General features: G+C 71.8%; 21 protein-coding genes and 1 pseudogene. 12 read left to right on the top strand and 10 right to left on the bottom strand.

Translation table 11 applies throughout. The features are described from left to right. Positions 1 to 93 precede the first annotated feature (93 nt). Both IE107_RS01530 and IE107_RS01525 read left to right on the top strand, forming a co-directional pair. On the top strand, positions 94 to 630 hold the full coding sequence (locus IE107_RS01530) for a DUF309 domain-containing protein (RefSeq protein ID WP_189540120.1): 537 nt from the start codon (positions 94 to 96) through the stop codon (positions 628 to 630). Between the two features lie 133 nt (positions 631 to 763). Continuing rightward, positions 764 to 1135, top strand: a complete 372-nt coding sequence (locus IE107_RS01525) for a hypothetical protein (protein WP_189540118.1) — start codon at positions 764 to 766, stop codon at positions 1133 to 1135. Positions 1136 to 1142: 7 nt separating this feature from the next. On the opposite strand, the gene IE107_RS01520 is transcribed toward IE107_RS01525, so the two are convergent. The 3 genes from IE107_RS01520 to IE107_RS01510 are packed head-to-tail and all read right to left on the bottom strand — an operon-like array spanning position 1143 to position 5279. Then, positions 1143 to 2375 (bottom strand): FAD-dependent oxidoreductase, encoded by a 1233-nt coding sequence (locus IE107_RS01520; protein ID WP_189540116.1) that lies wholly within the window; start codon positions 2373 to 2375, stop codon positions 1143 to 1145. Then, complete coding sequence (locus IE107_RS01515; protein ID WP_189540114.1) at positions 2372 to 3826, bottom strand: NAD(P)/FAD-dependent oxidoreductase; 1455 nt, start codon at positions 3824 to 3826, stop codon at positions 2372 to 2374. Before IE107_RS01515 ends, IE107_RS01520 begins: the two co-directional genes overlap by 4 nt. 19 nt (positions 3827 to 3845) lie before the next feature. Beyond that, positions 3846 to 5279 (bottom strand): FGGY family carbohydrate kinase, encoded by a 1434-nt coding sequence (locus tag IE107_RS01510; protein ID WP_189540111.1) that lies wholly within the window; start codon positions 5277 to 5279, stop codon positions 3846 to 3848. Positions 5280 to 5721: 442 nt separating this feature from the next. On the opposite strand from IE107_RS01510, the gene IE107_RS01505 reads away from it, so the two are divergent. The 7 genes and pseudogenes from IE107_RS01505 to IE107_RS01475 all read left to right on the top strand — a co-directional run bounded on the left by IE107_RS01505 (position 5722) and on the right by IE107_RS01475 (position 13369). Continuing rightward, the gene (locus IE107_RS01505) at positions 5722 to 6729 is read left to right on the top strand and encodes a hypothetical protein (RefSeq protein ID WP_189540110.1); all 1008 of its coding nucleotides are present in this window, start codon (positions 5722 to 5724) and stop codon (positions 6727 to 6729) included. An 84-nt stretch (positions 6730 to 6813) separates the two neighbouring features. Next, positions 6814 to 8343 carry an amino acid permease gene (locus tag IE107_RS01500; protein ID WP_189540108.1) on the top strand — a complete coding sequence of 510 codons (1530 nt, stop codon included), beginning with the start codon at positions 6814 to 6816 and terminating at the stop codon, positions 8341 to 8343. Between the two features lie 400 nt (positions 8344 to 8743). Continuing rightward, the gene (locus IE107_RS01495; RefSeq protein ID WP_189540107.1) at positions 8744 to 9880 is read left to right on the top strand and encodes a substrate-binding domain-containing protein; all 1137 of its coding nucleotides are present in this window, start codon (positions 8744 to 8746) and stop codon (positions 9878 to 9880) included. 102 nt (positions 9881 to 9982) lie between these two features. Next, entirely contained in the window at positions 9983 to 10240 is a 258-nt protein-coding gene (locus IE107_RS01490; protein ID WP_189540604.1) for a hypothetical protein, read from the top strand. Beyond that, positions 10231 to 10386: pseudogene (locus IE107_RS01485) on the top strand (carbohydrate ABC transporter permease); the annotation flags it as partial. The gene IE107_RS01490 and the pseudogene IE107_RS01485, both read left to right, overlap by 10 nt. Before the next feature lie 35 nt (positions 10387 to 10421). Beyond that, the gene (locus IE107_RS01480; RefSeq protein ID WP_189540105.1) at positions 10422 to 11471 is read left to right on the top strand and encodes a hydroxyacid dehydrogenase; all 1050 of its coding nucleotides are present in this window, start codon (positions 10422 to 10424) and stop codon (positions 11469 to 11471) included. Beyond that, the gene (locus IE107_RS01475; RefSeq protein ID WP_189540102.1) at positions 11468 to 13369 is read left to right on the top strand and encodes a DUF2264 domain-containing protein; all 1902 of its coding nucleotides are present in this window, start codon (positions 11468 to 11470) and stop codon (positions 13367 to 13369) included. The genes IE107_RS01480 and IE107_RS01475 overlap by 4 nt, the downstream gene beginning before the upstream one ends. A 62-nt stretch (positions 13370 to 13431) precedes the next feature. Here the strand turns inward: IE107_RS01475 and IE107_RS01470 are convergent, their stop codons facing one another. From IE107_RS01470 to IE107_RS01445, 6 genes are all read right to left on the bottom strand, one after another. Continuing rightward, a complete protein-coding gene (locus IE107_RS01470; RefSeq protein WP_189540100.1) occupies positions 13432 to 14064 on the bottom strand; it encodes a LutC/YkgG family protein in 633 nt (210 codons plus the stop codon). Next, entirely contained in the window at positions 14061 to 15614 is a 1554-nt protein-coding gene (locus tag IE107_RS01465; protein ID WP_189540098.1) for a lactate utilization protein B, read from the bottom strand. Before IE107_RS01465 ends, IE107_RS01470 begins: the two co-directional genes overlap by 4 nt. Next, positions 15611 to 16378, bottom strand: coding sequence for a (Fe-S)-binding protein (locus tag IE107_RS01460; protein ID WP_189540096.1), 768 nt, complete (start codon positions 16376 to 16378; stop codon positions 15611 to 15613). The genes IE107_RS01465 and IE107_RS01460 overlap by 4 nt, the downstream gene beginning before the upstream one ends. A gap of 157 nt (positions 16379 to 16535) precedes the next feature. After that, positions 16536 to 17282, bottom strand: coding sequence for a FadR/GntR family transcriptional regulator (locus IE107_RS01455; RefSeq protein WP_189540094.1), 747 nt, complete (start codon positions 17280 to 17282; stop codon positions 16536 to 16538). A gap of 126 nt (positions 17283 to 17408) precedes the next feature. Continuing rightward, positions 17409 to 18455: a S66 family peptidase gene (locus tag IE107_RS01450; protein ID WP_189540092.1), complete on the bottom strand. Its 1047-nt coding sequence runs from the start codon at positions 18453 to 18455 to the stop codon at positions 17409 to 17411. Positions 18456 to 18526: 71 nt separating this feature from the next. Continuing rightward, entirely contained in the window at positions 18527 to 19306 is a 780-nt protein-coding gene (locus IE107_RS01445) for a crotonase/enoyl-CoA hydratase family protein (protein WP_189540090.1), read from the bottom strand. 108 nt (positions 19307 to 19414) lie between these two features. Between IE107_RS01445 and IE107_RS01440 the strand changes: the two genes are divergently transcribed. Together IE107_RS01440 and IE107_RS01435 are read left to right on the top strand one after the other, a co-directional pair. After that, on the top strand, positions 19415 to 20281 hold the full coding sequence (locus IE107_RS01440) for a DUF2510 domain-containing protein (protein ID WP_189540574.1): 867 nt from the start codon (positions 19415 to 19417) through the stop codon (positions 20279 to 20281). Positions 20282 to 20402: 121 nt separating this feature from the next. Next, positions 20403 to 20729, top strand: coding sequence for a hypothetical protein (locus IE107_RS01435; RefSeq protein ID WP_189540088.1), 327 nt, complete (start codon positions 20403 to 20405; stop codon positions 20727 to 20729). A gap of 19 nt (positions 20730 to 20748) precedes the next feature. Here the strand turns inward: IE107_RS01435 and IE107_RS01430 are convergent, their stop codons facing one another. Further along, a complete protein-coding gene (locus IE107_RS01430; protein WP_189540086.1) occupies positions 20749 to 21381 on the bottom strand; it encodes a class I SAM-dependent methyltransferase in 633 nt (210 codons plus the stop codon). A 545-nt stretch (positions 21382 to 21926) separates the two neighbouring features. Between IE107_RS01430 and fusA the strand changes: the two genes are divergently transcribed. After that, positions 21927 to 24035 carry an elongation factor G gene (gene fusA / locus IE107_RS01425; RefSeq protein WP_229866636.1) on the top strand — a complete coding sequence of 703 codons (2109 nt, stop codon included), beginning with the start codon at positions 21927 to 21929 and terminating at the stop codon, positions 24033 to 24035. Positions 24036 to 24443 lie beyond the last annotated feature (408 nt).

Below are 24443 nucleotides of genomic sequence, written 5' to 3'. Positions count from 1 at the left end.
GGGTGGTGCGGATGGCTTCGACACTAGTCGTGTCCAGGGGTCCACGGACAGTGCTTCGGACAGTTCACCGCAGGTGCGGGGCACAATCGTGGAGTGGACGAGACGCGCAGGGACCGCGACACCGAGGGCAGGGCACGCAACGCACGCCCGCGTGACGGGCTGGGGCGTCCCCTGCCGTACGGGGCTCCGGGGGTCGAGCGCCAGCCGGAGGGGGTGGTCCGCACCCCCGAGGAGACCGTGCGGGAGGCGCAGCGGCTGCTGGATGCAGGGATGCCGTTCCACGCGCACGAGGTGTTCGAGGACGCGTGGAAGTCCGGGCCGGTGGCGGAGCGGGAGTTGTGGCGCGGGCTCGCGCAGCTGGCCGTGGGGCTGACCCACGCGGCCCGGGGCAACGCGACGGGCGGGGCGCGGCTGTTGCGGCGCGGCGCGGCGGCGCTCGCCGCCTCCGCCGGTCTGCGGCCGTACGGGATCGGCGTCGACGGACTGATCGGCTGGGCCGAGGAGCTGGCCGGACGGGTGGCGGCGGGGCAGGCCGCGGACGCCAGGGTTGCGGCCGGTGGACGGACGGCAGGGGCCGAGCCCGTCGACGCGGCCGCCGAGGCACCGTGTCTGCGGCCCCCGGGTCCGTGACCCGGACCGGTCCCCGGGCGGTCCGGTGCGGGGGTCGGGATGTGGCCGGGCACGCGTCGGACCCGCGCCACATTCGCCGCCCATCACCCGGAGCGGTGAACAGGGCGGTCCGCAGCCATTACGATCGCGCGTCATGAGCACTTCTGACCAGGACCAGGCCGTGGACACCCCGATACCCGTCCCGGAGGCCGGCCCCGAGGCCGTGGCGGGGACGGACTCCGAGGCGGCCGACGGTGCTGCCGGGGCCCGGAAGCTGACACCGCGCCAGGCGAGACGGCTGCGCGTGGTCCTCTCGTCGGTCGGCATGGCGGCGATGGCGGTGGTCCTCGCGCTGCGGATCGCCAGCCGGTCCTCCGTCCTGGTGGTCGGGGTGTACGGGCTCGCGCTCATCCTGTGCGGGATCGTGATCGAGCTCAGCCGCAACGGCCGTACCCGGCTCGGCAGTTGGCTGCTGGCCTTCGGCCTGGTCGCGGCGATCGGATCGGACTGGCTGCTCATTCCCTGACGTACGGTCAGCTCACCGTGACCCGTACGGTCCCGCCGCGTGGATCGACCCGGTCCACCCAGCCGGCGCGCAGATGGAACGCGTGGCCCGGCACCGCGGGCAGCAGCAGTCGCTGCCGGTGGAGCTCCCGGCCGTCCTGTCGGACGAGGAGCAGCGGCGAGAGGAGCCTCCGGTCGGTGCGCAGGGTGAAACGGCCACCGAGCGGGAGGCCGCCGTCGGGGCCGATGAGGTTGGGTGCGATCCACCGCAGGGGGGATTCGACCGCGATGGCCGGCCGCCCGATGGGCCAGGACCCCGTTGCCAGGTGATGCAGTACGGGTGCGGCGACGGCCCGGCCTTCGGCGAGCGCGACGCCCGCGCTCTCCACGCCGTGCAGCAGATTGCCGACGGCGAAGACTCCGGTCCCGGTCGTGCGGTGGTCGGCGTCGTACGCGGGGCCGCGGGTGCCGCGGTCGAGAAGGACGCCGCCGCGGCGGGCCAGTTCGTGGTCGGGGATCCAGTCGCCGGTGAACACGACGGTGTCGCAGCGCAGGGTCGCGGTCCGGCCGTCGTGGTGGCGTACCCGGACGCCGGTGAGCCGTTCCCGGCCGGTCAGCGCGGCGACGGTGGTGCGGCCGAGGACCGGGGTGCGGTCGCCGGGCCGGGTCAGGGCCGTGAGCCGGGGAACCGGCTGGTCGGTGACCATGGCGACGACGTCCAGGCCGGCGACGCGCAGGGTGTCGGCCGCGGCACGGCTGACGGGTTCGTTGCCGATGACGACCGCACGGCTGCCGATCCGCTGCCGGTACAGGTGGACGGCCTGCTGGAGTTCGCCGGTGGTGTAGACGCCGGGTGGGCGGCTGCCGGGGACCAGGCGTGCGCTGCGGGGGCGTTCGCGGGCGCCGGTGGCGAGGACGACCGCGCGGGCAGTGATCCGTTCGAGGCCGGTGGGCGCGGTGGTGTCCACGGTCAGCCCTCCGGCCCAGCCGGTGACGGTGACGCCGGTGCGCAGGGTGGCTCCGGCGCGCACGGCGGCGGCCACGCAGCCGCGGGCGTACGCGGGTCCGGTCGTCCCTCCCCCGATGGCACGGCCGCCGAATCCGCCGTGATGACAGTGGCGGGGAATGCCGCCCGCGGTCTGTTCGCGTTCCAGGATCTCGACCCGGCCCGCCCCGGACGCGGCGAGTTCGGCCCCGGCGCCGAGGCCGGCCGGGCCGCCCCCGACGATCAGCACGTCGACGGTGCGCTCGCGGCGGGTCATGAGCGGGCCTCCTCGAACAGCGCGCGGACCGCGGCCCCGCAGTAGAAGCCCTGGCACCTGCCGTTCCCGGCTCTCGTCCTGCGCCGCAGGCCGTCCGGGGAGTGCGGCGGCACCGTACCGGCCAGGGCGTCCCTGATCTCGCCGGCGGAGACCCGTTCGCAGTGGCAGACCAGCGTGCCGTATGCGGGGTCCGCCGCGATGCGTCCGGCGTCCTGGTACGGGCGCGGGCGCGGGAAGGCCTCGCCGAGGTTGGGCATGGTGACGGGCGGCAGTTCGGACGGTGTGCCGAGGTCGAGGCCCGAGTCGCCGAGCAGTTCCGTGACATGGGCGGCGATGGCCATGGAGGCGGTGAGCCCGGTGGAGCGGATGCCGCCGACGGCGACGTACCGCTTCTCGGGCCGGGACCGGATGCGGTAGTCCTCCTGGCCGGTCGCGGCGCGCAGTCCGGCGTAGACGGCGGTGACTTCCTCGTCGAGCAGTTCCGGCAGGATGCGACGGCCCTTCTCGCGCAGCAGGGCGATCGCGTCGGCGGTCGATCCGGTGGCGGTCTTGTCGTCGAGGTCCTCGGCGGTGGGGCCGAGCAGCACATTGCCGAAGACGGTCGGTGCGACCAGTACGCCCTTGCCCGCGGCGGTGGGCACCGGGAGCAGGATGTGGCCCACGAGGTCGCGGGCGAGCTTGTCGAAGACGATGAGCTGGCCGCGGCGCGGGGTGACGGTGAAGTCGTCGTGGCCGAGTTCCCGGTCGAGTTCGTCGGCGTACAGCCCGGCGGCGTTGATGAGATGGCGGGTGTGCAGCGTTCCCCGGGTGGTGGTGAGGGTGTGGACGTCGTCGCCGCTGTCGATGTGCCGCACGCGGCAGTTGAGGTGCAGATGGACTCCGGCGCGCACGGCCTGGGTGGCGTAGGCCAGCGGCGTCGTCCAGGGGCAGATGATGCTCTCGTCGGGGATTTCGAGCGCGCCGAGGGCGCCGGGGCCCAAATGGGGTTCACGGGCGCGCAGTTCACCGGCGTCCAGGAGGCGTGCCGCGTGGTATTCGTTCCGTTCGGCCTTGGCCAGCAGGGCGGGGAGTGCGGCCAGTTGCTCTTCGTCCCAGGCGACGAGCAGGGCTCCGACGCGTTCGACGGGGATTCCGGTCTCGGCCGCATAGGCGCGGAGTCTGTGCTGCCCTTCACGTACCAGCCGGGCTTCCAGCGAGCCGGGTACGGCGTCGAAACCGGTGTGCAGGATGGCGGTGTTGGCCTTCGAGGTGCCGTTGCCGATGTCGTCGGAGGCGTCGAGGAGCGCGGTGCGCAGCCGATAACGGGCCAGTTCGCGGGCGATGGCGGCGCCGACGACGCCCGCGCCGACGACGGTCACGTCGTAGACCGGGGCGCCGGTCCCGTCGCCCGGCCGGGTCCCGGACAGGCCGACGGCCGTCAGTGCGCCGGATGTGGTGATCGTGGGGTGCATCGTGTGGCTCTCGTACGTCTCAGGCCTGGTCCAGCAGGGTCTGCACGGCGGTCCGGAATCCGGCGCGCCGTTCGGCGGCCTCGTCGGCGCCGATCCGTGGTTCGTACACGGCGGTGGGTTTCCAGTCGGGCACGGCCTGCCGGAGCGGGAGCCGCGCGTCGAGGCCGAGCCGGGCGACTGCTCCGACGCCGAGCGCGGTGACATCGGGCAGGGCGGACACCTCGACGGGCCGTTGCAGCAGGTCGGCCTGGGTCTGCATGAGCAGTGCCGAGCGGGTCAGGCCGCCGTCGACGCGGAGCGCGGTCAACGGCGAGCCGAGGTCGGTCGCGGCGGCTTCGGTGAGCTCGACGACCTGTGCGGCGATGCCTTCGCACAGCGCGCGCACCAGATGGCCCGCGGTGGTGCCGAGGCCGAGACCGGTCACCGATCCGCGCAGATCGCCGCGCCACCAGGGTGCGGCGAGTCCGGCGAGTGCCGGTACGAAGGTGACGCCTCCGGAATCGGGGACGGTCGCGCCGACGGGGTCGAGGTCCGCCGCGCCGGAGATCACTCCCAGGCCGGCCAGCCAGTCGACGGCGGACGCCGCGGTGTAGACCTGCCCGTCGAGGCAGTAGCTGGTACGGCCGCCGAGCCGCCAGGCGACGCAGCTGACCAGTCCGGTGGAGCCGCGGCGCGGGGCGGGCCCGGTCTGGGCGAGCAGGAAGGCGCCCGTCCCGTAGGTGCATTTGGCGTTTCCGGGGTCCAGTGCGTTCTGCGCGAGCAGGGCGGCCTGCTGGTCCACGAGCAGCCCGGTCAGCGGGAGTTCACCGCCGAAGGCGGTCGTCGTACCGACCGTGCTGTCGCAGTCGACAACATCCGGCAGCCGTTCGCCACCCAGGCCGAAGACCTCCAGGGCCCGCGGTGACCAGCCTGCCCGGTCCAGGTCGAGCAGCTGGGTACGTCCGGCCGTCGCGGCGTCCGTGACGAAGGCCCCGGTCAGCTGGTGCACGAGCCAGGAGTCGGTGGTGGTGACGACGCCTTCGCGGGTCAGTTCCCGGCGGATCCAGGCCATCTTCGGCGCGGCGAAGTACGGATCGAGGGGAAGCCCGGTGAGGTGTTTCAACTCTTCGTCGTACGGAGCGAGTTCGGCGCAGATCGGGGAGGAGCGGCGGTCCTGCCAGACGATCGCATCGGTGAGCGGCCGACCGGTGTCCGGGTCCCAGGCGAGCACGGTCTCGCCCTGGTTGGCGAGGCCGACCGCCGAAACCGGTTCGGCGGCTTCCCGCAGGGCTCGGCGGCCCGCTTCGAGAACCGAGCCGAGCAGTTCGGCGGGGTCCGCCTCGACCGCGCCCCCGGCTTCGTGCCGGGTCTTCACCGGAACGGAAGCGGAGCCGATCACGCCGCGCTCGGGGCAGATCACCAGCGCCTTCGTCCCCGACGTACCCTGGTCCACGGCGAGTACCGGGCCTGTCATCGACTCTCCAGCGGTGCGGAAGCTCTGCGGCTTGAACGGAATCGTGATCACTGAACTCGCCGCCCAGAGTGGTGCAGACCACCGCGTACGTCAAGGGCCGCCTCGGACACGACCGGAACAACCGGTACATCCTTCAACGTCCGGGTGAATCATCGGACTTGAGTAAGATCCGCGAATCGGTCCGGAGTTCGGAGTGACTGGCCTTACACTCACCGCCGAGCAACAACCGGACGCTTTCGAGCAGTTCGTCTTTCAACAGCTGCTTCACCCCCCACGTCCTTGAGGATTGATGAGACCGAAACCCTGCCCCGAACCCCGACTCACCGGATACCCGGCCGTCCGCATCTGCACCGGTTCCATGTCACCACCGGGTTGCGTGCCGTGCTGAGAAGAACTTCCGACTGTCGCATGCCGGCCTGTGACACGGGGGCAGGGCGAGTTCATGGCCAACAGTGATTTCCGGCCGGTCTATCACCCGGCCGGCCATGACAACGACCTCCGGGTCGCGTTACAGGACCTGCGCACCGGACGCTGGATGTCCATGCGGACTCTGCTGGAGAGCACACCGGACTGGACCCTGTGGACCCAGCGCACCCAGGTGCTGGGGGCCGTTGCCGCCGGTTCGGACGCCGTGCAGGCCTGGCTGGCCGAGGACCCCCGGAGCATCGCGGCCACGGTGATGCAGGCGCGCGTCGTCGTCGAGCGGGCGGTGCGCGCCCACCGCGAGGGCCATCACCGGGCACAGGAGTTGTGGCAGGAGGCCTGGCAGGCCTGCCGCACGGCCGCGAACGCCTCGCCCTCGGACCCGGTGCCCTGGGTCTGCCTGCTGGCCCTGTCCCAACTGGACGAGCGCCAGCAACTGGAGGAGCACCGCTTGCACCCGCCGGGGCCGATGCTCTTCCCCGGTCCGTGGGGACTGCTCGCCGAGGCCGACAGACGCGATCCGTGCAATCGCGAGGCCTATCACCGGATGCTCCAGTTCGTCTATGCACGAAAAGCCGGCGGATCCCTCTCCGAGGCGTTCAACTTCGTGCAGTGGGCGGCGTCTTCGGCTCCGGACGGCTCCGCGCTGCACGTACTGCCCCTGTACGTACGGGTCGAGCGCTACCGCCGCGAGCAGGGCCACGAGAAGGCCCTGGACCTGCACTGGGTCACCGAGGACGCGGAACGGGACGCGGCCCGTGCGCTGGAGCTCTGGTTCCGCCGTACGGCACCGGTCTCGCACTCCCTGCTCGATCTCAACCACCTGGCCCACGCCCTGTGGGGAGCCCTCCAATTCGCTGAGGCCGCAGCGGTGTTCGAGGAACTCGGCCCGTACTTCACCTCGGTTCCATGGGTGTACCGCACGCGCGGCCGCAAGGGCCCGGGAGACGCCGAGGACGTCTTCCTGCGCGCCCGCAGCCGCTGCCTCTCGGCACCCCGCACCCCCGGACGGGGGCCGCACCGCTGAGCGAGGGCCGCGCCGCCGTGCCTCCTCCCGTCCCGAACCGATCCCGACCGTCCCTTTTCCATCCCGCTCACGGAGGTTTTCCCGATGTCCATATCCACCCCGACCCAGTCGGGTGCGGAGGCAACCCCGCCGAAGGACGAGGAGGAGCGGCTGCGCGAACTCGGCTACCAGCCGGTGCTCGCCCGCCGCATGGGGGGCTTCGGCAACTTCGCCATCAGCTTCTCCGTCATCTCGATCCTGTCCGGCTGCATGACCCTGTACGGCTTCGGCATGTCGACCGGTGGTCCGGCCGTGATGCTCTGGGGCTGGGCCGGTGTCGGGCTCTTCGTGCTCTGTGTCGGCATGGCGCTCGCCGAGGTGACCAGCGCCTACCCGACCTCGGGAGCGCTGTACTACATGGCCGACCGGCTCGGTGGCCGCAAGTGGGGCTGGTACACCGGCTGGCTGAATCTGCTGGGTCTGCTGGGCGCGATCGCGGGCATCGACTACGGTGCGGCACTGTTCACCGGTGCGCTGATGAATCTGCAGTGGGGATTCACTCCCACACCGGGCAAGACAATGATCATCTTTGTCTGCATCCTGCTGCTGCACGCCGTGCTGAACCTCTTCGGTGTCCGCCTCGTCAGCGTGCTCAACTCGATCAGTGTGTGGTGGCACCTCGCCGGTGTCGCGGTGATCGTCGCCGTGCTCGCGATCGTCCCCTCACACCACCAGTCGCCGTCGTTCGTCTTCACCGAGTTCGTCAATGACACGGGCTGGCACAACCCGTTGTATGTGGCGGCGATCGGCCTGCTCCTCGCGCAATACACCTTCTGCGGCTACGACGCCTCCGCGCATCTTTCGGAGGAGACGTCCAATGCCTCGGTGACGGCCGCCAAGGGCATCGTCCGCGCGATCTGGGCCTCCTGGGTCGCCGGTTTCGTACTGCTCGCCGGGCTGACCTTCGCGATCCAGGACTACGCGGGCGCCCAGAACAGCGCCACCGGTGTGCCACCGGCCCAGATCATGATCGACGCGCTGGGCACCTCCGGAGCCACTGCCCTGCTCCTGATCGTCATCGCGGCGCAGCTGTTCTGCGGCAACGCCGAGGTCGCCGCCGCCAGCCGGATGGTGTTCGCGTTCAGCCGTGACAACGCACTGCCGGGCTCGGCGCTGTGGCACAAGGTGAGCGCGCGCACCCAGACACCCGTCAACGCGGTGTGGCTGTCGGTCGTCGTCGCGGGAGCGCTCGCGCTGCCGTCGCTGTACTCCGCCACCGCATACGGTGCGGTGACCGCGATCAATGTCATCGGCATCACGCCCGCGTATGCGATCCCGATCTTCCTGAAGCTGCGCTCCGGCAGCCGGTTCGAGCGCGGGCCCTGGCACCTGGGCCGCTGGAGCAAGCCGATCGGCTGGATCGCCGTCGTGTGGGTCGCCTTCGTGACCGTGCTGTTCCTGCTCCCGCAGTCGTCCCCGGTGACGGTCGACTCGATGAACTACGCGTCGATCGCGCTGATCGCAGTGCTGGTCCTGGCCACCGTGTGGTGGTTCGTCGCCCGGCGTTCGTACAGCACGCCCTCGGCGTACGGCAACGCGCGCGAGCAGGCCGAGATCGAGGAAGGCATCGTCTGACCCGGCTCGTCCCCCCGGCCCTCTCGGAACGGCCCTGGTGCCAGGGCCGTTCCGGGAGGGCCGAGTGCGTGAAAAGCCCCCTCACGACCACCAGAGGCCAACTGCCGAGGGGAGAGCTGGAGTTCGCCGGTTGCGTAGAGCACGAAGAGCGCGTCGGCGACCCCGCTGAGGGCTGCCGCCAGGGATACGGAGGCGAAGACGAGAACCTGAAGAACGGTGAGGAGCTCGGTCGGGGCGCGCAGCCGTGCCCGGTCGACCGGCACGCCGGCGAACGGGCCGCGCAGCGCGCCCGGGAGGTAGCCCGTGGACATCCGGGGCCTATCGCTATGCTGCGACCCGAACGCTCACCGGAAGCGTTCAAACGAACAACGCGCGGCGGTACGGCGAGGGGGCCAGCAGCATGCGGGAGCCGGTGGAACTCAGGCGTCAGCGAATCCTGTCGGTGGTGGAATCGCGCGGCGCCGTCAAGGTGAGCGTGCTCGCGGCCGAGCTGGACGTCTCGGTGGTCACGGTCCGCCGGGACGTCGAGGAGCTGGCCCGGGTCGGGCGGCTGCGCCGCGGGCACGGGGTGGCCCGGCCGATACGGGACCCGGTGCCGCCCTCCGCCGTCCCGGTACCCCGCGGCGAGGAGGCGGCCGAGGACGCCGGCGCGGTCGCCCTGGTCGTCCCGGAGCGGCATTCGTACCTGTACGAGACGCTGCACGGCGCCCGGTCCGTCCTGGAGGATTCCGGGATACGGATCGCCCTGCACATCGCGCCCCCGTCACCCGGCGCCGAACGTCCGCTGGTGGAGCGGGCGCTGGCGGACGGGGCGCGCGGGCTGCTGATCGCGCCGCGCTGGCCCAGCGCCCGCTCGGAGGAGCTGGACTACGGCTGGCTCGCCGACGTGGGGGTGCCGACCGTACTGATGGAGCGGCGGCCCCGGCCGGGCAGCGCACTGCACGCACTGGACTCCGTCTGTTCCGATCACTGGTACGGGACACATCTCGCCGTGGACCATCTGGTGTCGCTGGGACACCGCCGCATCGTGCTGGCCGCCCGGGACGACAGCCCGACGGCGCGCAGCATCCGTGCGGCGTTCGCCGAGATCGCGGCGGCCCGTCCGGAGGTGGAGGACTGGACGGTGGTGCTGAGCTCGCCGGAGGCCGCGGCGGAACCTCGCGGATCCGCTCCGGCGGCCGACGGCCGGGCGGCTCTCGACCTCGCCGCGCTGCTGCGGGAACGGGGCGCCACGGGGGCCGTGCTGCACGGCGACGTGGATGCGCTGATGCTGGTACAGCGACTGGCGGAGAGCGGTGTCGAGGTTCCCCGGGACTGCTCGGTGGTGGCGTACGACGATGTGGTCGCGGCCCTCGGCAGCACGCCGCTGACGGCGGTGGCACCGCCGAAGGCGGAGATCGGCCGGGCCGCCGCCGAGCTGCTGCTCCGCCGGCTGTCCGCGGCCTTCGGGGACGGCGGTCCGGTGCGCCGGACCGAGCTGCTGCCCACGCTCGAGGTGCGCGGATCGGCACAGGGGCCACCACTCCCCAGGAATTGATCGTTTGACCGCTTTGATTTTCTTCCGAGCGATCTATTGACCAGTGTCGATCAGCCGATCAGGATTCCCCGTGAGCCGATTGAGAAGCCGCGGGAGGAGCACATGGCCGGTCGACAGAGCCGTCGGTCCGTGCCGGCCCCGATCGCCGCCCTACCGTCGGCCGGTGCGCTCGGCGCCCGCGCCCGCGCCCGCGTCGGCGTCGGCCACGGACCGTCCGGGCCGTGCCGACCGAGCCGCCGCTTCGCCTCGTACTGGCAGCGGATGATCGACCGGGACCTGGTCGTGGTGAGCACGGTCGGCAGCCGGCGGTACGACGTCCGGCTCGGCACCCGCGGCGGATCCGCCTTCGCGGTCGCCTGACATGGAACAGCGCCGCCACCGTCTCACCCGCGTACTGCCCCGTCGTGATCACCGGTTCGCTGCTCGCGGTCCTGCCGTTGGTCCTCGCTCTCGCCCTGCTCCGGCGCTTCTGGACGTCGGGGCTCACCGCAGGCGCCGTGAAGTGACCGGTCCACCGCCCCCGTTCCCCACCAGGAGACAGATGCCCAGCACAGACCCCTCCTCCGCCGCCGCCCCCGCCGCCCGGAAGCGGCCACGCGCCGCCGTCGCCATGAAACCGGCCGCCGCGGACGCGCTCCTCGACGCCCGGTCCCGGGCCGCGCTCGACGCCGTGTGCGATCTCGCGCCGCTGCCCGCGATCGACGACTTCGGCACCGACCGGGCCAGCGCCGTACTGGCCGACGTCGAACTCCTGGTCACCGGCTGGGGCTGTCCCCCGCTCGACGCGGCCGCCCTGGATGCGACGCCGCACCTGCGCGCCGTCGTCCACACCGCGGGCAGCATCCGCGGACACATCACCGAGGCCTGCTGGGAACGCGGCATCGAGGTGTCGTCGGCGGCCGCCGCCAACGCGCTGCCGGTGGCCGAGTACACCGTCGCGATGATCCTGCTCTCCGGCAAACAAGTCCTGGAGCGGGCCCACGCCTACCGGACGCAGCGCCGCCGCGACAATTGGCTCGCCACCCCCGACCGGGTCGGGAACTACGGCCGCACCGTGGGCATTCTGTCCGCCTCCATGATCGGCCGACGCGTCATCGAGCTGCTGCGCCCCTACGCCCTGCCCGTACTGCTGCACGATCCGTACGTCGGTGACGAGGAGGCCGCCGCGCTCGGCGTCCGGCCCGTCGGCCTCGGTGAACTGTTCGCACAGAGCGATGTGGTGAGCGTCCACACCCCGCTGCTGCCGGCCACCCGCGGGCTGGTCAGCCGTGAACTGCTCACCTCGATGCGCCCGGACGGCGTGCTCATCAACACCGCGCGGGGCGCCGTCGTCGACCAGGACGCGCTCATCGACGTACTCCGGCAGAACCGGATCCGGGCGATCCTCGACGTCACCGATCCCGACACACTGCCCGCCGCACACCCCCTGTGGGACTGCGAGAACGCCCTGATCACCCCGCACCTCGCCGGGTCGCAGGGCAACGAGTTGCGGCGACTGGTCGATCTGGCGGCAGGCGAGGCAGGCCGCTGGGCCGCGGGCGACGGTTTCGCCCATCCCGTACGACGCGAAAGGCTGGCATTTCTCGCATGACCGCTCCCCACCCGAGCTCTCCGATCGAACTCCCCGCCGAGGACCGGGCGTTGAGCCCGCACACCGGCTACACCCGCGCGCACTGGGAGGCCGCTGCCGACGGGCTGCTCCGGGCCGCCTGGGAGTGGGCCACCCCGGGCGGCGCGCTGCTGGATCTGCCGGGCAGGCCGTCCGCGTCCGGAGTGCGCTCCGACGGTCTGGAGGGGTACGCGCGCACCTTCCTCGCCGCCGCCTTCAGGGTCGCGGGCGCGGACGGCAAGGACCCGCACGGCTGGCTCGACCGGTACGCCGACGGGCTCGCGGCCGGCACCCGCACCCCCGGCCGCGAGGACGCCGAGTCCTGGCCGCTGATCCGCGACCACTCCGTCTTCGGCCAGCCCATGGTCGAGTCCGCCTCGGTCGCCATCGGTCTGCGGCTGACCCGGCCGTGGCTCTGGGACCGGCTGGACGCCGGGGTGCAGGACCGTACCGAGGAGTGGCTGCGCGACGCGCTGACGCACGTCCCCTCCCCCAACAACTGGTACCTCTTCCCCTACTCCGTGGCCGGGTTCCTGGAGTCCGTGGGCCGTGGTGACGCCCGGACCGCACGGGCGAAGCAGCGGGCCCTGGAACTGCTGGAGGGCTGGTACCGGGGCGACGGCTGGTACGCGGACGGCGACGGCCGCGCCTTCGACCACTACAACGGCTGGGCGCTGCACCTCTACCCGATGCTGGACGCGCATCTGTCGGGCGACGCGGAACTGTCCGCGCACTACGGCGCCCGGCTGCGCGAGCATCTGGCGGGGTTCTCGCTGCTGTTCGGCGGTGACGGTGCGCCGATCCACTTCGGCCGCTCGCTGACCTACCGCTTCGCAGCCGCCTCCTCGGTCGCGCTCGGCGCGATCAGCGGGCACACCCCGCTCACGCCCGGCGCCTCGCGACGGGTGATCAGCGGATCGTTGCGCTACTTCCTGGACCGGGGCGCGACCGGTACGGACGGACTGCTGAACCTGGGCTGGCACGGCCCGCACGAGGCGTCGCTGCAGAACTACTCGGCGCCCGCGTCGCCGTACTGGGCGTCCAAGGCCTTCGTATCGCTGCTCGCCCCGGAGAGCCATCCGCTGTGGGCCGCGACCGAGGAGCGCGCGCCGAGCGAGGGCCCCGACCGGGTGCTCGCGCTGCCCGCCCCGGGACTGCTCGTCCAGTCCACCCGCGCGGACGGGATCGTACGGCTGCACAACCACGGCAGCGACCATGTGCGGCCGCACGAGGGCGAGTCGGGTGTCCAGGACGATCCGCTGTACAGCCGCCAGTCGTACTCCACGGTGACCGGGCCCACGTCCGCGGCGAACGCGGCGGACAACCATCTGGCCGTGGTGGTCGCCGGGGTGCGCAGCGGTCGCCGGGTCGTCCGTGCGCTGGGTGCCGGTGGGGGCGACGGCTGGGGCTGGGCCGCCTCCTGGCACCGTCCGGTGTTCACGTCGGGTTCGCCGATGGTGCCGGGGATGCGGGTGGAGAGCGTCACGGTGGCGCGCGGCCGGTACGAGCTGCGGGTGCACCGGGTCGTCGGCGCACCGGACGGGGCCCGGGTGGAGCAGACGGGCTGGGCGACCGGGCGGGACGACGCCCTGACCTCCGCCCTGCACGGCCTGCACGGCTGGGAGTCCCGGGACGAGGTCCGGGCTCCGCAGGGCACCGCGTACACGCCCTGGGCGGTGGTGCCCCGGCTGGCCGCGCCCGCCGAGGGCACGGTGGTGCTGGTCGCGCTCGCCTCGCTCACCGCGGAGTACGACGCGCCGCTGCTCGACGCGGTGGTGAGCGGTGTGACGGTGGACGGGGACACGGTGGAGGTCCGCTGGTCCCAGGATGCGGCGACGACCCGTATCCGCTTCGAGCCGATGACGGTCACGCACGGGTGAGTGCCAGGGTGCGCGGCCTTCGCACCGCGCACCCCGCCCGCCGGCAAGGCTCTGCCTGTCCGTCACCTGTCCGTTCTGATCACCACGGCCAGGGTGCGCGGACCGTGCACGCCCTCCACCCGCTCCAGCTCGATGTCGGACGTGGCCGAGGGGCCGCTGATCAGCGTCGTGGGCCGCCGGGGCTCCAGCCGCGCCACCGCCTCCGGCACACCGGCCTCGACCGTGGACAGATCGACGACGCACACATGGAGATCGGGGACGAGGGACAGCGCCCGCCGTCCCTGGTCGGGCGAACCGTCCAGGAAGACCGTGCCCGTCTCGGCGCAGCCGACGGCCGAGGCGGTGAGGACCCCGTCCAGGGCGTCGAGCCGGGGCGCCGGGATGTCGCCGGAGTCCTGCTGGACCTCGCCGTCGTACGCGTCGAGCCACCGCGGGTCGAGTCCGGCCGGCACACCGATCCGCCGCGCCCCGTGCTCCCGCAGCACCTCGGCGACGACCTGGGCGGTGCGGTCGGCGGTGCAGGTGTGCACCGTCGCCCGGTAGTCGACGAGCCGGTCGGTGAAGAGGGCCAGGCGTTCGTCGTCGGGGAGGGTGCGGCCGGTGCGGTAAGCGCGCGGGACGGTGGTGTCCGGGGCGGGGGCGAGGGCCAGGGCGTCCTTGATCCTGCCCAGCACCGTTTCGCGAGCGGTCGTCACTTCTCCTCCTCCTCCTTCTTCTGCTGCTTCCGGTTCTTCTCGTACTCGCCCGCGGCGGCCCGCATCGTCGCGGCGCCCTCCGCCGATGCCAGCCAGGAGCGGAAGGTCTGCTTCGGCGGCGCCGCGGTGTCCCGGCTCTCGCTCCAGCCGTTGAACGGCGGCGGCAGATGCGAGATCCTGCCGTCCCGCCCGCCGATGACACGGCCGATCCCCGCGCCCTTCTGCGCGGCTGTGAAGAGCTTCGGGTGCTTCATGACGGCGGCAGCGGCCTTCATGGCCAGCTTCTCCGCCGTCGTCCCGGACTGTTCGGTGTTCTGGTGGCGCAGCTCGACCAGGAGCGACGGGATGTCGATCTTGACGGGGCAGGCGTCGAAACAGGCGCCGCAGAGGCTGGAGGCGTACGGCAACGAGCTGTTGGGGTCGTCCTTGGCCGCGTGCATCCCCGCGAGCTGCGGGGTGAGGACCGCGCCGATCGGTCCGGGGTACGTCGATCCGTAGGCGTGACCGCCGGCCCGTTCGTACACCGGGCAGACGTTGAGGCAGGCCGAGCAGCGGATGCAGTTGAGGGCCTCGCGCCCGATCCGGTCGGCGAGCGCCGCGGTGCGTCCGTTGTCGAGCAGGACCAGATGGAAGTCCTGCGGGCCGTCGCCCGGTGTCACCCCGGTCCACATCGAGGTGTACGGGTTCATCCGCTCGCCGGTGGAGGAGCGCGGCAGCAGCTGGAGGAAGACTTCGAGGTCGCGGTAGCGCGGCAGCACCTTCTCGATGCCCATGACGGTGATCAGGGTGTCGGGCAGGGTCAGGCACATGCGGCCGTTGCCCTCGGACTCCACGACGGCGAGGGTCCCGGTCTCGGCGATGCCGAAGTTGGCGCCGGAGACCGCCACCTTGGTCGTCATGAACTTCTCACGCAGATAGGCGCGGGCGGCGGCGGCCAGATGCGCGGGCACGTTGTCCAGGCCCGGGTCGACGCCCGGGATCTCCTTGAGGAAGATCTGCCGGATCTCGTCGCGGTTGCGGTGGATCGCGGGGACCAGGATGTGCGACGGCTTGTCGTGCGCGAGCTGGACGATCAGTTCGGCGAGGTCCGTCTCGTACGGGGTGATGCCTGCCGATTCGAGGTGTTCGTTGAGGCCGATCTCCTGGGTGGCCATCGACTTCACCTTGATGACGTCGCTGCTGCCCGTCGCCTTGACCAGCCGGGTGACGATCTCGTTGGCCTCGACGCCGTCGCGCGCCCAGTGGACGGTGCCGCCGCGCTCGGTGACCTTCTGCTCCAGCTGCTCCAGGAGTTCGGGGAGGCGGTTCATGGTGTCGGTCTTGATGGCAGAACCCGCCTCGCGCAGTGCTTCCCAGTCGGGCAGCTCGCCGGTGACGTCGAGGCGTTTGGCGCGGATGGTGCGGGTGGCCCGGCCGAGATTGCGGCGCAGTTGTTCGTTGCGCAGTTCGTCGTGGGCGGCCTCGGGGAACTTCCGGTCGCCGCGCAGATTTCCGGTCCCGTACGGGGAGCGGGGCGGGGTCGCGGGCATGCCGAGGAAGGTGCTGCTCATCGGACGGCCTCCGTGGGGACGTACGGCGAGGTGCGGGTGGCGGAGAGGATCTGGGCGAGGTGCAGGGTGCGGGTGCCCGACCTGATCCGGGAGAGTCCGCCGCCGATGTGCATCAGACAGGACGAGTCTCCCGCGGTGCAGACCTCGGCCCCTGTGGTCGCGATGTTGCGCATCTTGTCCTGGAGCATCGCGGTCGACGTCTCGGCGTTCTTGACGGCGAAGGTGCCGCCGAATCCGCAGCAGGACTCGGCTTCGGGGAGCTCGACGAGATCGATGGAGTCGACGGCGCGGAGCAGCTTCAGGGGCTTGTCACCGACGCGGAGCATGCGCAGGGAGTGGCAGGTGGGATGGTATGTCACCCGGTGCGGGAAGTAAGCGCCGACGTCCTCGACGTCCAGGACGTCCACGAGGAGCTCCGACAGCTCGTACGTCTTGGCCTTGACGGTGGCGACACCCGCGCGCAGCGCCGCGTCCCCGTACCGCTCGGCGACGATCTCGTGCTGGTGACGGACCGAGCCCGCACACGATCCGGACGGCATGACGACGGCGTCGATCGAGGCGTCGCCGAACTGGTCGGCGAAGTTCCGCACCAGCGGGACGGGTTCGCGCTGGTAGCCGGTGTTGACATGCATCTGACCGCAGCAGGTCTGCCCCGGCGGAAACACCACGTCGTGCCCCAGACGGGCGAGCAGGACCGCGGTCGATTTCACCGCCTCGGGGAAGAGCGTGTCTCCCAGACAGGTGGCGAAGAGTCCGATGCGCATGGGTCTCTCCGATCGTTCGCTTCTGGATTTTTATGGTCCGACCATACTAGCCTCGGTCCGGAACATGAAGGTCGCGGCGCGCACCACGGGCATCGACCGCCATGCACCTGACAATAAGCGAGCGCTCGGGCCGGAGGCCCGAGTCCGCGTCCATGCGTCAGGAATCCCCGCGCGCCCGGTCGGACTTCTCGTCGACCAGCGTGCCGTGAAGGCTGCGGATGTGCCGCTCGACCAGGTCGGCGGCATTGGCGCCCTTGCCGGCGCGCACCAGCCCCAGCAACTCGGCGTGCTCCGCGTTGAGCGCGGCGGCCGTGGCCGGCCAGTCCTTCGCCTCCTCCAGCGCCCGCAGAATCAGCGGGCGCACCGACTCGCGAACGGCGGAGGTCAGGGTGGAGGTCAGTTCATTGCCGGAGCTGCGGGCGATGTGCACATGGAACCGGGTGTCCAGATCGTTGAACTCCGGCACCCCGACGTCCGGCTCCCCCATGCGCACGACCAGCGCCTCCGCCTCGTCGAGGTCGTCGGGGGAGGCGTGTCGCGCGGCCGCCTCGAAACTGGACCTCTCCAGCACGACGCGCGCCTCCAGCACGTCCTCCAGGCTGTAGCTGCCCAGCGCGAAGTGGAGCCGCAGCAGCCGCCCGAGTGCGTCATCGGGGTTGCGTACGATCCGCGCCCCGGCGTCCGGTCCCCGGCCCGGCTGCGCGACCAGCACACCGATGGTCTCCAGTACCCTCAGTGCCTCGCGCAGCGCGGACCGGCTGACCCCGAGCACCGGCGCGAGCTCACGCTCGGGCGGCAGCCGGTCGCCCGCCCGCAGCTCACCGGCGAAGACCCGCTCCTCGATGCTCTGGAGCACGAGCTCGTGCGTACGGGACTGCCGTACGGGTTGCCATTCGACGGGCATCCGTCACCCCCTGCCTCGGCCGGAATCGTCCGGTTGCCGTCGCTGCTGTTGCCCGATCTTCAACTATGTCACACACCGCATATGGTCGGACCAAAGATCGGGCGGCGCCCGCTCCCCCGCTCCGGCTCAGTAGGTGACGACGATGCGGCGGCCCACTCCGTCCACCTCGATCTGCCCGCCGTACGGAATGACCAGCTGCGGATCGGTGTGGCCGAGGTCGACATCGAGCACGGCCATGGTCCCGGGGGCGTACTCGCCCAACGCCCGCAGGACCGCCTGCCGTTGCTCCTCGCGGTACCGCTCCCCCGCCTCGGCGTCGAGCGGCTGCTCGAACGACCAGTTCCTGGCCCGGCCCAGGAGGAGGGCGGGGAACTGGGCGAGCAGGCCCCGCTCCCCCATGTTCCGCAGAATCCGGTAGACCTCCTCCGCCGAAGGCATCTCCTCGCACGTTTCGAGGAACAGCACCCGTCCCGCGTAGCTGTCCACCGGCCGGATCTCGCGGTCGGCCATCAGCAGCCAGGACAGGATCGACAGTTCTCCGCCCCAGCTCGCGCCCTTCACGGTCCGGCCGTCGGCGTTGTGCCATGTCCAGCCGTCACACGGGCGCATTTCGGGTTCGGATTCGAAGGTGCGCGGATTCTCCCACCGGCCGCTCGCGCCGTTGGTCTCCTTGGACGGGGTGAGCTCGAAGGCGCCGTGGGTGAGGAGCGCGGCCCGCAGGGAGTCGGCGGTCAGCGGGTGCATCGCGCCGGGCCGCCCCATCTCGCACATCACCGTGCCGCCGTGGTAGCCGACGATGCCCAGGTTGTCGAGGAACACCAGCAGGTTGGTGTTGTCGCTGTACCCGAAGAAGGGCTTGGGGTTGGCACGCAGCAGGTCGCGGTCCAGATGCGGCAGCACGGTGATCTGGTCGTCGCCGCCGATGCTGGCGATCACGGCCTTGATGTCGGGGTCGGCGAACGCCGCGTGGATGTCGGCGGCCCGTTCCTGCGGAGTGGAGCCCATCTTCCGCGTCGTCGGATATTCCACGGGTTCGAGCCCGAATTCCTCGCGCAGCCTGCGCAGCCCCAGCTCATGGGGCAGAGGCAGGAGGCCGGGGAGGCCGGAGGAGGGGGACAGCACGGCGACACGGTCACCGGGCCGGGGCTTGGCGGGGTACTGGGTGGTCGGCATCCGATGAGCGTAAGTGGCACGCGGGGCGGCGTCGTCGGAATTTACGTCCCGGCCACGGCCGTCGGTCCCGGTCATTCGTCGAAGGATCCGTGGCGGCCCGCACCGCTCCCGAACCGTTCGGCCCCGGCCTGCGTCTCCCCCACGGTCAGCGGCACCAGACCGTGCCGGTACTCCGCGGCCAGCGCTTCCGGTTCGCTCAGGCCGTGCTGCTCGCGCATCGACAACCGGTCGTGGCGCAGGCACAGTTGCGGGAACGCAGCAATCTCCCGGGCCAGCCGCTCCGCCGCGTCGCGTGCCTGACCGGGCGGCACGATCCGGTTGGCGAGCCCCATGGCGTACGCCTCGGCGGCCGGGACGGGCCGGCCCGTGAGAATCATGTCCATGGCCCGGCTCTCACCGATCAGACGCGGCAGCCGCACGGTTCCGCCGTCCACCAGCGGCACACCCCAGCGACGGCAGAACACCCCGAACACCGCGTCCTCCTCGACCACCCGGAGGTCGCACCAGACGGCCAGCTCCAGGCCCCCGGCCACCGCGTGGCCGGAGACCGCCGCGATGACCGGCTTGCCCAGCCGCATACGGGTCGGCCCCATCGGCCCGTCGCCGTCGGCCAGGACCTTGTTGCTCCGCTCGGTACCGATGCCCTTCAGGTCGGCTCCCGCGCAGAACGTACCGCCCTCGCCCCACAGCACGGCAACGGCAGCGCCCGGATCGGCTTCGAACTCACGGAAGGCGTCCGCCAGTTGGCTCGCGGTCGGCCCGTCCACGGCGTTGCGGACGCCGGGCCGGCTCAGGATCACCGTGAACACGGCGCCGTCGCGCTCGATCCGCACGGCTTGTTGTTCACTCATCGTTCGGCCTCCCACAGTGGCTGACGCGGGGACGGCAGAGATCCCCGTCGGCACAGTTGACTCATGCGATTCTCACGCAACCGTTCTACGGTGGGGCGCGTGACCCAGATGAGCCCGCCCGGCTGGCACCCAGACCCCGGGCATACAGGAATCGGCCCCCTCCACGAGCGCTGGTGGGACGGCACCCGTTGGACCGACCAGCTCCGCGTACCGCCCGCCGTGGTCCGGCGCCGCCGGATGCGCATCGGACTGGGCATCACCGCCGGTGTGGTGGTCCTCGCCGCCGTCGGAGGCGGCCTCTTCCTGCTGTCGGACGGCTCCGGCGACACCGACGGACGCGCGGCCCCGAATCCGTCCACCGCGCCGTCGGAGAACCCCGGTCCCGGCGGAGGCGGCGGCGAGAACAGCGGGCCCGAGCGGCAGATGCCACAGACCGAGGACGGCTACGCCACGGACCTGGCCAGCGGGATCAGCCTGCCGGTGCCCGACGGCTGGAAGGGCACCTCCGGGATCGCCGGTGCGGGAGTGACCACGGGAGAGTACCCCTGCCCCGGTGACACGTCCGAGCAGTGCGTGCGCGGCGGGGTGTCCTCCATGCCGGCAAAGGGCCTGAAGCTCAACACCACCACGGCGAAGGACACGGCGCTGAAGGACATTTCCGCCAATGCCACGGAGTCGTACGGCGAGAAGGTCTACGGCGGCATCACCTCGCACCAGGAGCTGAAGTCCGAGCCGGTCACCGTCGCCGGCGAGCAGGGCTATGTGGTGCGCTGGAAAGTGGTGACGAAGAACGGTGACGACGGGTACGTCCAGTCGTTGGCGTTCCCGTCCCCCCGCTCCGAGGACCTGCTGATCGTGGTCCGGTCCGGCTTCGACATCAACTCCGAGGCGCCCGCGCTCTCGGTGATGGACGACATCACCAAGGGCATCAAGGCCGCCTCCGGAACGGGCTCCGGCCCGGGCACCGACGCGTAGAAGCCTCCGCCGTACGAGCACGGCGGCCCGTCCTCGTACATCCGGGCGTGAGTACGAGGGCGGGCCGGGCTGAGTACGTCGTCCGATCCGGCGGCGGGCCGCCGCTGGTCGAATGACGGTCATGCTTCCTGACGCACCGCTCCGCCCCCGCATCCGGCAGGTCACCACCGCCGGCACGACCCTGGCGCTGTCCCTGGCCCCGCTGGTGATCGGCGTGCTGCTGGCCAAGACCATGGCGACGGATCCGATGACTCCGGTGAACGCCCTGGTCACGCGGGGCGGGCAGACCGTACCCGTCTCGCCCGCGCAGTGGCGCGGATGCGGCAGGCAGGCGCTGCGCCGCTGGAGGGGACCGCTGCGTGCGGGCGGGCGCCCCGGCGCCCTTGTCCGGCGGCGGGCCGGGGTCCGGCCCCCGCGCCGCCCGGGACGGCTGCCGGTGGCGCGCTGAAGAACCGGCGGGCCCGGTGTCAGGCCCGCCGGCAATGCAGGAACAAATGGGGCTCGGCCACCGCCGCTTCGTACTCCGGGGTGAAGAGGGCACTCTGCTCCCACTGCACCGTGAACCCGGCCTCGGCGACCAGCTCGGTGAACTCCTCCGGCCCGAAGCTCGTCGCCCGCACCTTGTGCCCCATGAAGACGACCCCGAAGTCCTCGACGTCCAGCGGCACGGTGGCCACGACCAGATGGCCGCCGGGCACCAGCAGACGGGCGATTCTCCGCAGGAGCCGGGACTGGTCCTCGCGGGACATATGAAGCAGTGAGAAGTACGCGCAGGCCGCGTCGAAACTGCCTTCATCCAGGGGGAGTTCGTGGATGTCGGCGTATTCGAAGTCCGCGCCGGGCACCTGCCGGGCCGCCAGCTCGACCATGACGGGCGAGACGTCGACCCCCAGCACGTCGTGCCCGGCCTCGGTCAGGGTCAGTGCGGTCGGCCGCCCCGTTCCACTGCCGACGTCCAGGATCCGGCTGCGCGGTGCGAGGTCGCCCAGCAGCCGGTGCAACGAGGCGTGGTGGGCGGCGGATCCGCCGAACGCCCGCTCGTAGTCAGCGCCCAGTGCGTCGAACACCGTGGCGGCGGAGAGGCCGTGGTCCTCGTCCATCGATGCGGTTCCTTCCCTAGCCCCCTGTGGTACCCGGGATCGTTTCATCATTCACCGCGGTTCTTCAACGCCCCTTTCCGCAAAGGCACATGGGCCCAAGTCTGCCCTGCGCGAATGGGTAGTGGCCACGGGGATCCGAGGCGCGGCACGTACCGCTCCCCCATGAACGGCGGCCTCGAAATCCGGTTCCCCGCCCGTACCCGGGTTCACTACACTCGCCACGCATCGCACGCCGCGGCAGCTCCGCGGCGGGCACCGTGACGAGTGAGGGGAGACCGGCCGTGCGCCACCGCACCACTGCCGTCGTCCCCCTGTCGCGGTACGAGGTGATCCTGGTGTCCAGGTACGCCCGGTGCAGGCTGCGCGGCCCGCACCGGTCCCCCGCGACGAACAACTGACCCCGCACCGAGCGGCGTCGGCACGACCGTGCGGCAGCCGACCGGTGTGCCGCACCGCTTCGGGGGGCCTCTCCCGGCCTGATGACAGGCCGGTTCGTCCGGGAATCGCGCCGTCCCGCTCCGGATCGTTCCGAAAGGCCATGGGCCGTGCGTACCGAACTCCACCGTCAACCCGCCAGTCCGCTCACCACCGTCCGCAACCTGGGCATCCTCGCCCACGTCGACGCGGGCAAGACCACCGTCACCGAGCGGATCCTCTACCTCACCGGCGCCGTCCACAAGCGGGGCGAGGTCCATGAGGGGACGACCGTCTCCGACTTCGACTCCCAGGAACGCGACCGCGGCATCACCATCTTCGCCGCTGCGGTGAGTTGCGCCTGGGCCGGTCACCGGATCAACCTCATCGACACCCCGGGCCATGTCGACTTCTCCGACGAGGTGGAGCGCTCGCTGCGGGTGCTGGACGGCGCGATCGCGGTGTTCGACGCCGTCGCGGGTGTCGAGCCGCAGAGCGAGTCGGTGTGGCGGCAGGCCGACCGGCACGGCGTGCCGCGGATCGCCTTCGTCAACAAGCTGGACCGTGCCGGGGCCGACCTCGACACCGCGGTCGCGTCGATCAGGGACCGGCTGCACACGGTCCCGCTGGTGGTCCAGCTGCCGATCGGGAGCGAGGACGGTTTCACCGGAGTGGTCGATCTGCTGCGCATGCGGGCGTATGTCTGGGCCGACGGCCGCGACACCTGCGAGGAGGGTCGGGTGCCGGCCGAGCTGTACGAAGAGGCGCGGCACCGCAGGCGGCTGCTCGAAGAGACGGTGGCGGAGCTCCATCCGGCCGCGCTGGAGGAGTTCTGCGCGGATTCCTCGGTCTCCGAGCGGACGCTGAGGGCCGCGCTGCGCGACCTGACCCGTACCGGTGAGGCCGTCGTCGTGCTGTGCGGTTCGGCCTATCGCAACCGGGGGATCGAGCCGCTGCTGGAGGCCGTCGTGGCCTTCCTGCCCTCGCCGCTGGACGTGCCGCCGGTACGCGGCGTGCTGGACGGCTCGGTGCAGGAGCGGGCGGCCGATCCGGCGGCACCGTTCGCCGCGCTGGTGTTCAAGGTGAACTCGACGGCCACGGGGCGGCAGACCTGTCTGCGGGTGTACTCGGGAACGATCCGGAAGGGGGACACGGTGCTGGACGCGGGGACGCGGCGCCACGAACGCATCGGGCGGATTCTGCGGGTGCAGGCCGGCCGGCACTCGGACGTGGACACGGCGGTGGCCGGGGACATCGTCGCGGTGATCGGGCTGAAGACGGCCCGCGCCGGAGCCACGCTGTGCGCCCCCGCGGCGCCCCTGGTCCTCGAACCGCCGGCCTCGGCCACCCCGGTCGTCTCCGTGGCGGTGGAGGCCCGCCGCAGCACCGACACCGAACGGCTGGTGACGGCGCTGGCGCGACTGGTCGAGGAGGACCCCTCGCTGACGGTCCGCACCGACCCCGAGACGGGTCAGACGGTGCTCTCGGGAATGGGGGAACTCCATCTGGAGGTCGCGGTGGAGAAGATCCGGCGTGCCCAGGAGCTGGAGATCGGCGTCGGCAGGCCGCAGGTGGCGTACCGGGAAACGGTCGCCCGCGGAGTGTCCGGGCTGGTGTACCGGCACGTGAAGCAGGACGGGGGCGCCGGCCAGTTCGCCCATGTCGTCCTCGACACGGAGCCGTTGGAGGCCGGAGGCGACCCGGACGCCGCAAGCGGCGGCGATGCCGGTTTCGTCTTCCGGTCGACCGTCGTCGGCGGACGGGTGCCGCAGGAGTACGTCCGGGCGGTGGAGGCCGGCTGCCGGGACGCGCTGGCCGAGGGCCCCCTCGGCGGACACCCGGTGACCGGGCTGCGGGTCACGCTGACCGACGGGGCGACCCACTCCAAGGACTCCTCGGAGATGGCGTTCCGCGCGGCGGGCCGGTTCGCGCTCCGCGAGGCGTTGCGCGCGAGCGCGATGGTGCTGCTGGAGCCGGTGGCGGAGGTCACCGTCACCGTGCCCGACGACGCCGTGGGCGGGGTCCTCGGCGATCTGGCGGCACGGCGCGGCCGGGTCTCGGGCTCCACCACCCGGGCAGGCACGGCGGTGATCACGGCGACCGTGCCGCTGGCGGAGTTGTTCGGCTACGCGACCCGATTGCGCAGCCGGAGCCAGGGCCGGGGAACGTTCACCTCCCGCCCCACCGGCTACGCCCCGGCACCGAAGCCGGTCTCCCCGGGGGCTCCGGCGGCCCGGTGACGGCCGTGTCGGTCCCGCCCGTCCACGGGCGGGACCGGCCCGGCCGGGCCGTCGCCGCGACCTCCCGCTTCCTCGGGCCGGGCTACGGGTCACCGATGGCTCCGCCCTGTTCGGTGACGCCCTTGCGCACTGTCCACCGCGTCCTGGCCCTCCCTGAGGCACAGCGGTGGCTGCTGCAGGAACAGCGATTCCAGTAGGCCGTGGTCAGTTTGTCGACGAAGAGCTTGTGACGGGCGCGCGACCGGCGAAGTAGACGAGATGCGCGTCGGAGCGGCCTCACCGGGGCAGGTCACGGCCACTGTCCGGCCAGCCCGGCCGGACAGTGGCCGTGACCGGCACACCCCCGGACGCACGAAAGGCCGCCCTCTCACGAATGAGAGAACGACCTCCGACCTGCGTTTCCACATG

The sequence above is a fragment of the Streptomyces gelaticus genome, assembly GCF_014649535.1.
In the GTDB taxonomy this organism is placed as follows: Bacteria; Actinomycetota; Actinomycetes; order Streptomycetales; family Streptomycetaceae; genus Streptomyces; species Streptomyces gelaticus.
This window is presented reverse-complemented; position numbering and strand designations above follow the sequence as displayed.

What these genes read in the sequence shown, in the direction of transcription:
- IE107_RS01525 (WP_189540118.1), top strand. Translation starts at nt 764, where the DNA reads ATGAGCACTTCTGACCAGGACCAGGCCGTGGACACCCCGATACCCGTC.
- IE107_RS01520 (WP_189540116.1), bottom strand. Translation starts at nt 2,375, where the DNA reads ATGACCCGCCGCGAGCGCACCGTCGACGTGCTGATCGTCGGGGGCGGC.
- IE107_RS01515 (WP_189540114.1), bottom strand. Translation starts at nt 3,826, where the DNA reads ATGCACCCCACGATCACCACATCCGGCGCACTGACGGCCGTCGGCCTG.
- IE107_RS01510 (WP_189540111.1), bottom strand. Translation starts at nt 5,279, where the DNA reads ATGACAGGCCCGGTACTCGCCGTGGACCAGGGTACGTCGGGGACGAAG.
- IE107_RS01505 (WP_189540110.1), top strand. Translation starts at nt 5,722, where the DNA reads ATGGCCAACAGTGATTTCCGGCCGGTCTATCACCCGGCCGGCCATGAC.
- IE107_RS01500 (WP_189540108.1), top strand. Translation starts at nt 6,814, where the DNA reads ATGTCCATATCCACCCCGACCCAGTCGGGTGCGGAGGCAACCCCGCCG.
- IE107_RS01495 (WP_189540107.1), top strand. Translation starts at nt 8,744, where the DNA reads ATGCGGGAGCCGGTGGAACTCAGGCGTCAGCGAATCCTGTCGGTGGTG.
- IE107_RS01490 (WP_189540604.1), top strand. Translation starts at nt 9,983, where the DNA reads ATGGCCGGTCGACAGAGCCGTCGGTCCGTGCCGGCCCCGATCGCCGCC.
- IE107_RS01480 (WP_189540105.1), top strand. Translation starts at nt 10,422, where the DNA reads ATGCCCAGCACAGACCCCTCCTCCGCCGCCGCCCCCGCCGCCCGGAAG.
- IE107_RS01475 (WP_189540102.1), top strand. Translation starts at nt 11,468, where the DNA reads ATGACCGCTCCCCACCCGAGCTCTCCGATCGAACTCCCCGCCGAGGAC.
- IE107_RS01465 (WP_189540098.1), bottom strand. Translation starts at nt 15,614, where the DNA reads ATGAGCAGCACCTTCCTCGGCATGCCCGCGACCCCGCCCCGCTCCCCG.
- IE107_RS01460 (WP_189540096.1), bottom strand. Translation starts at nt 16,378, where the DNA reads ATGCGCATCGGACTCTTCGCCACCTGTCTGGGAGACACGCTCTTCCCC.
- IE107_RS01455 (WP_189540094.1), bottom strand. Translation starts at nt 17,282, where the DNA reads ATGCCCGTCGAATGGCAACCCGTACGGCAGTCCCGTACGCACGAGCTC.
- IE107_RS01450 (WP_189540092.1), bottom strand. Translation starts at nt 18,455, where the DNA reads ATGCCGACCACCCAGTACCCCGCCAAGCCCCGGCCCGGTGACCGTGTC.
- IE107_RS01445 (WP_189540090.1), bottom strand. Translation starts at nt 19,306, where the DNA reads ATGAGTGAACAACAAGCCGTGCGGATCGAGCGCGACGGCGCCGTGTTC.
- IE107_RS01440 (WP_189540574.1), top strand. Translation starts at nt 19,415, where the DNA reads ATGAGCCCGCCCGGCTGGCACCCAGACCCCGGGCATACAGGAATCGGC.
- IE107_RS01435 (WP_189540088.1), top strand. Translation starts at nt 20,403, where the DNA reads ATGCTTCCTGACGCACCGCTCCGCCCCCGCATCCGGCAGGTCACCACC.
- IE107_RS01430 (WP_189540086.1), bottom strand. Translation starts at nt 21,381, where the DNA reads ATGGACGAGGACCACGGCCTCTCCGCCGCCACGGTGTTCGACGCACTG.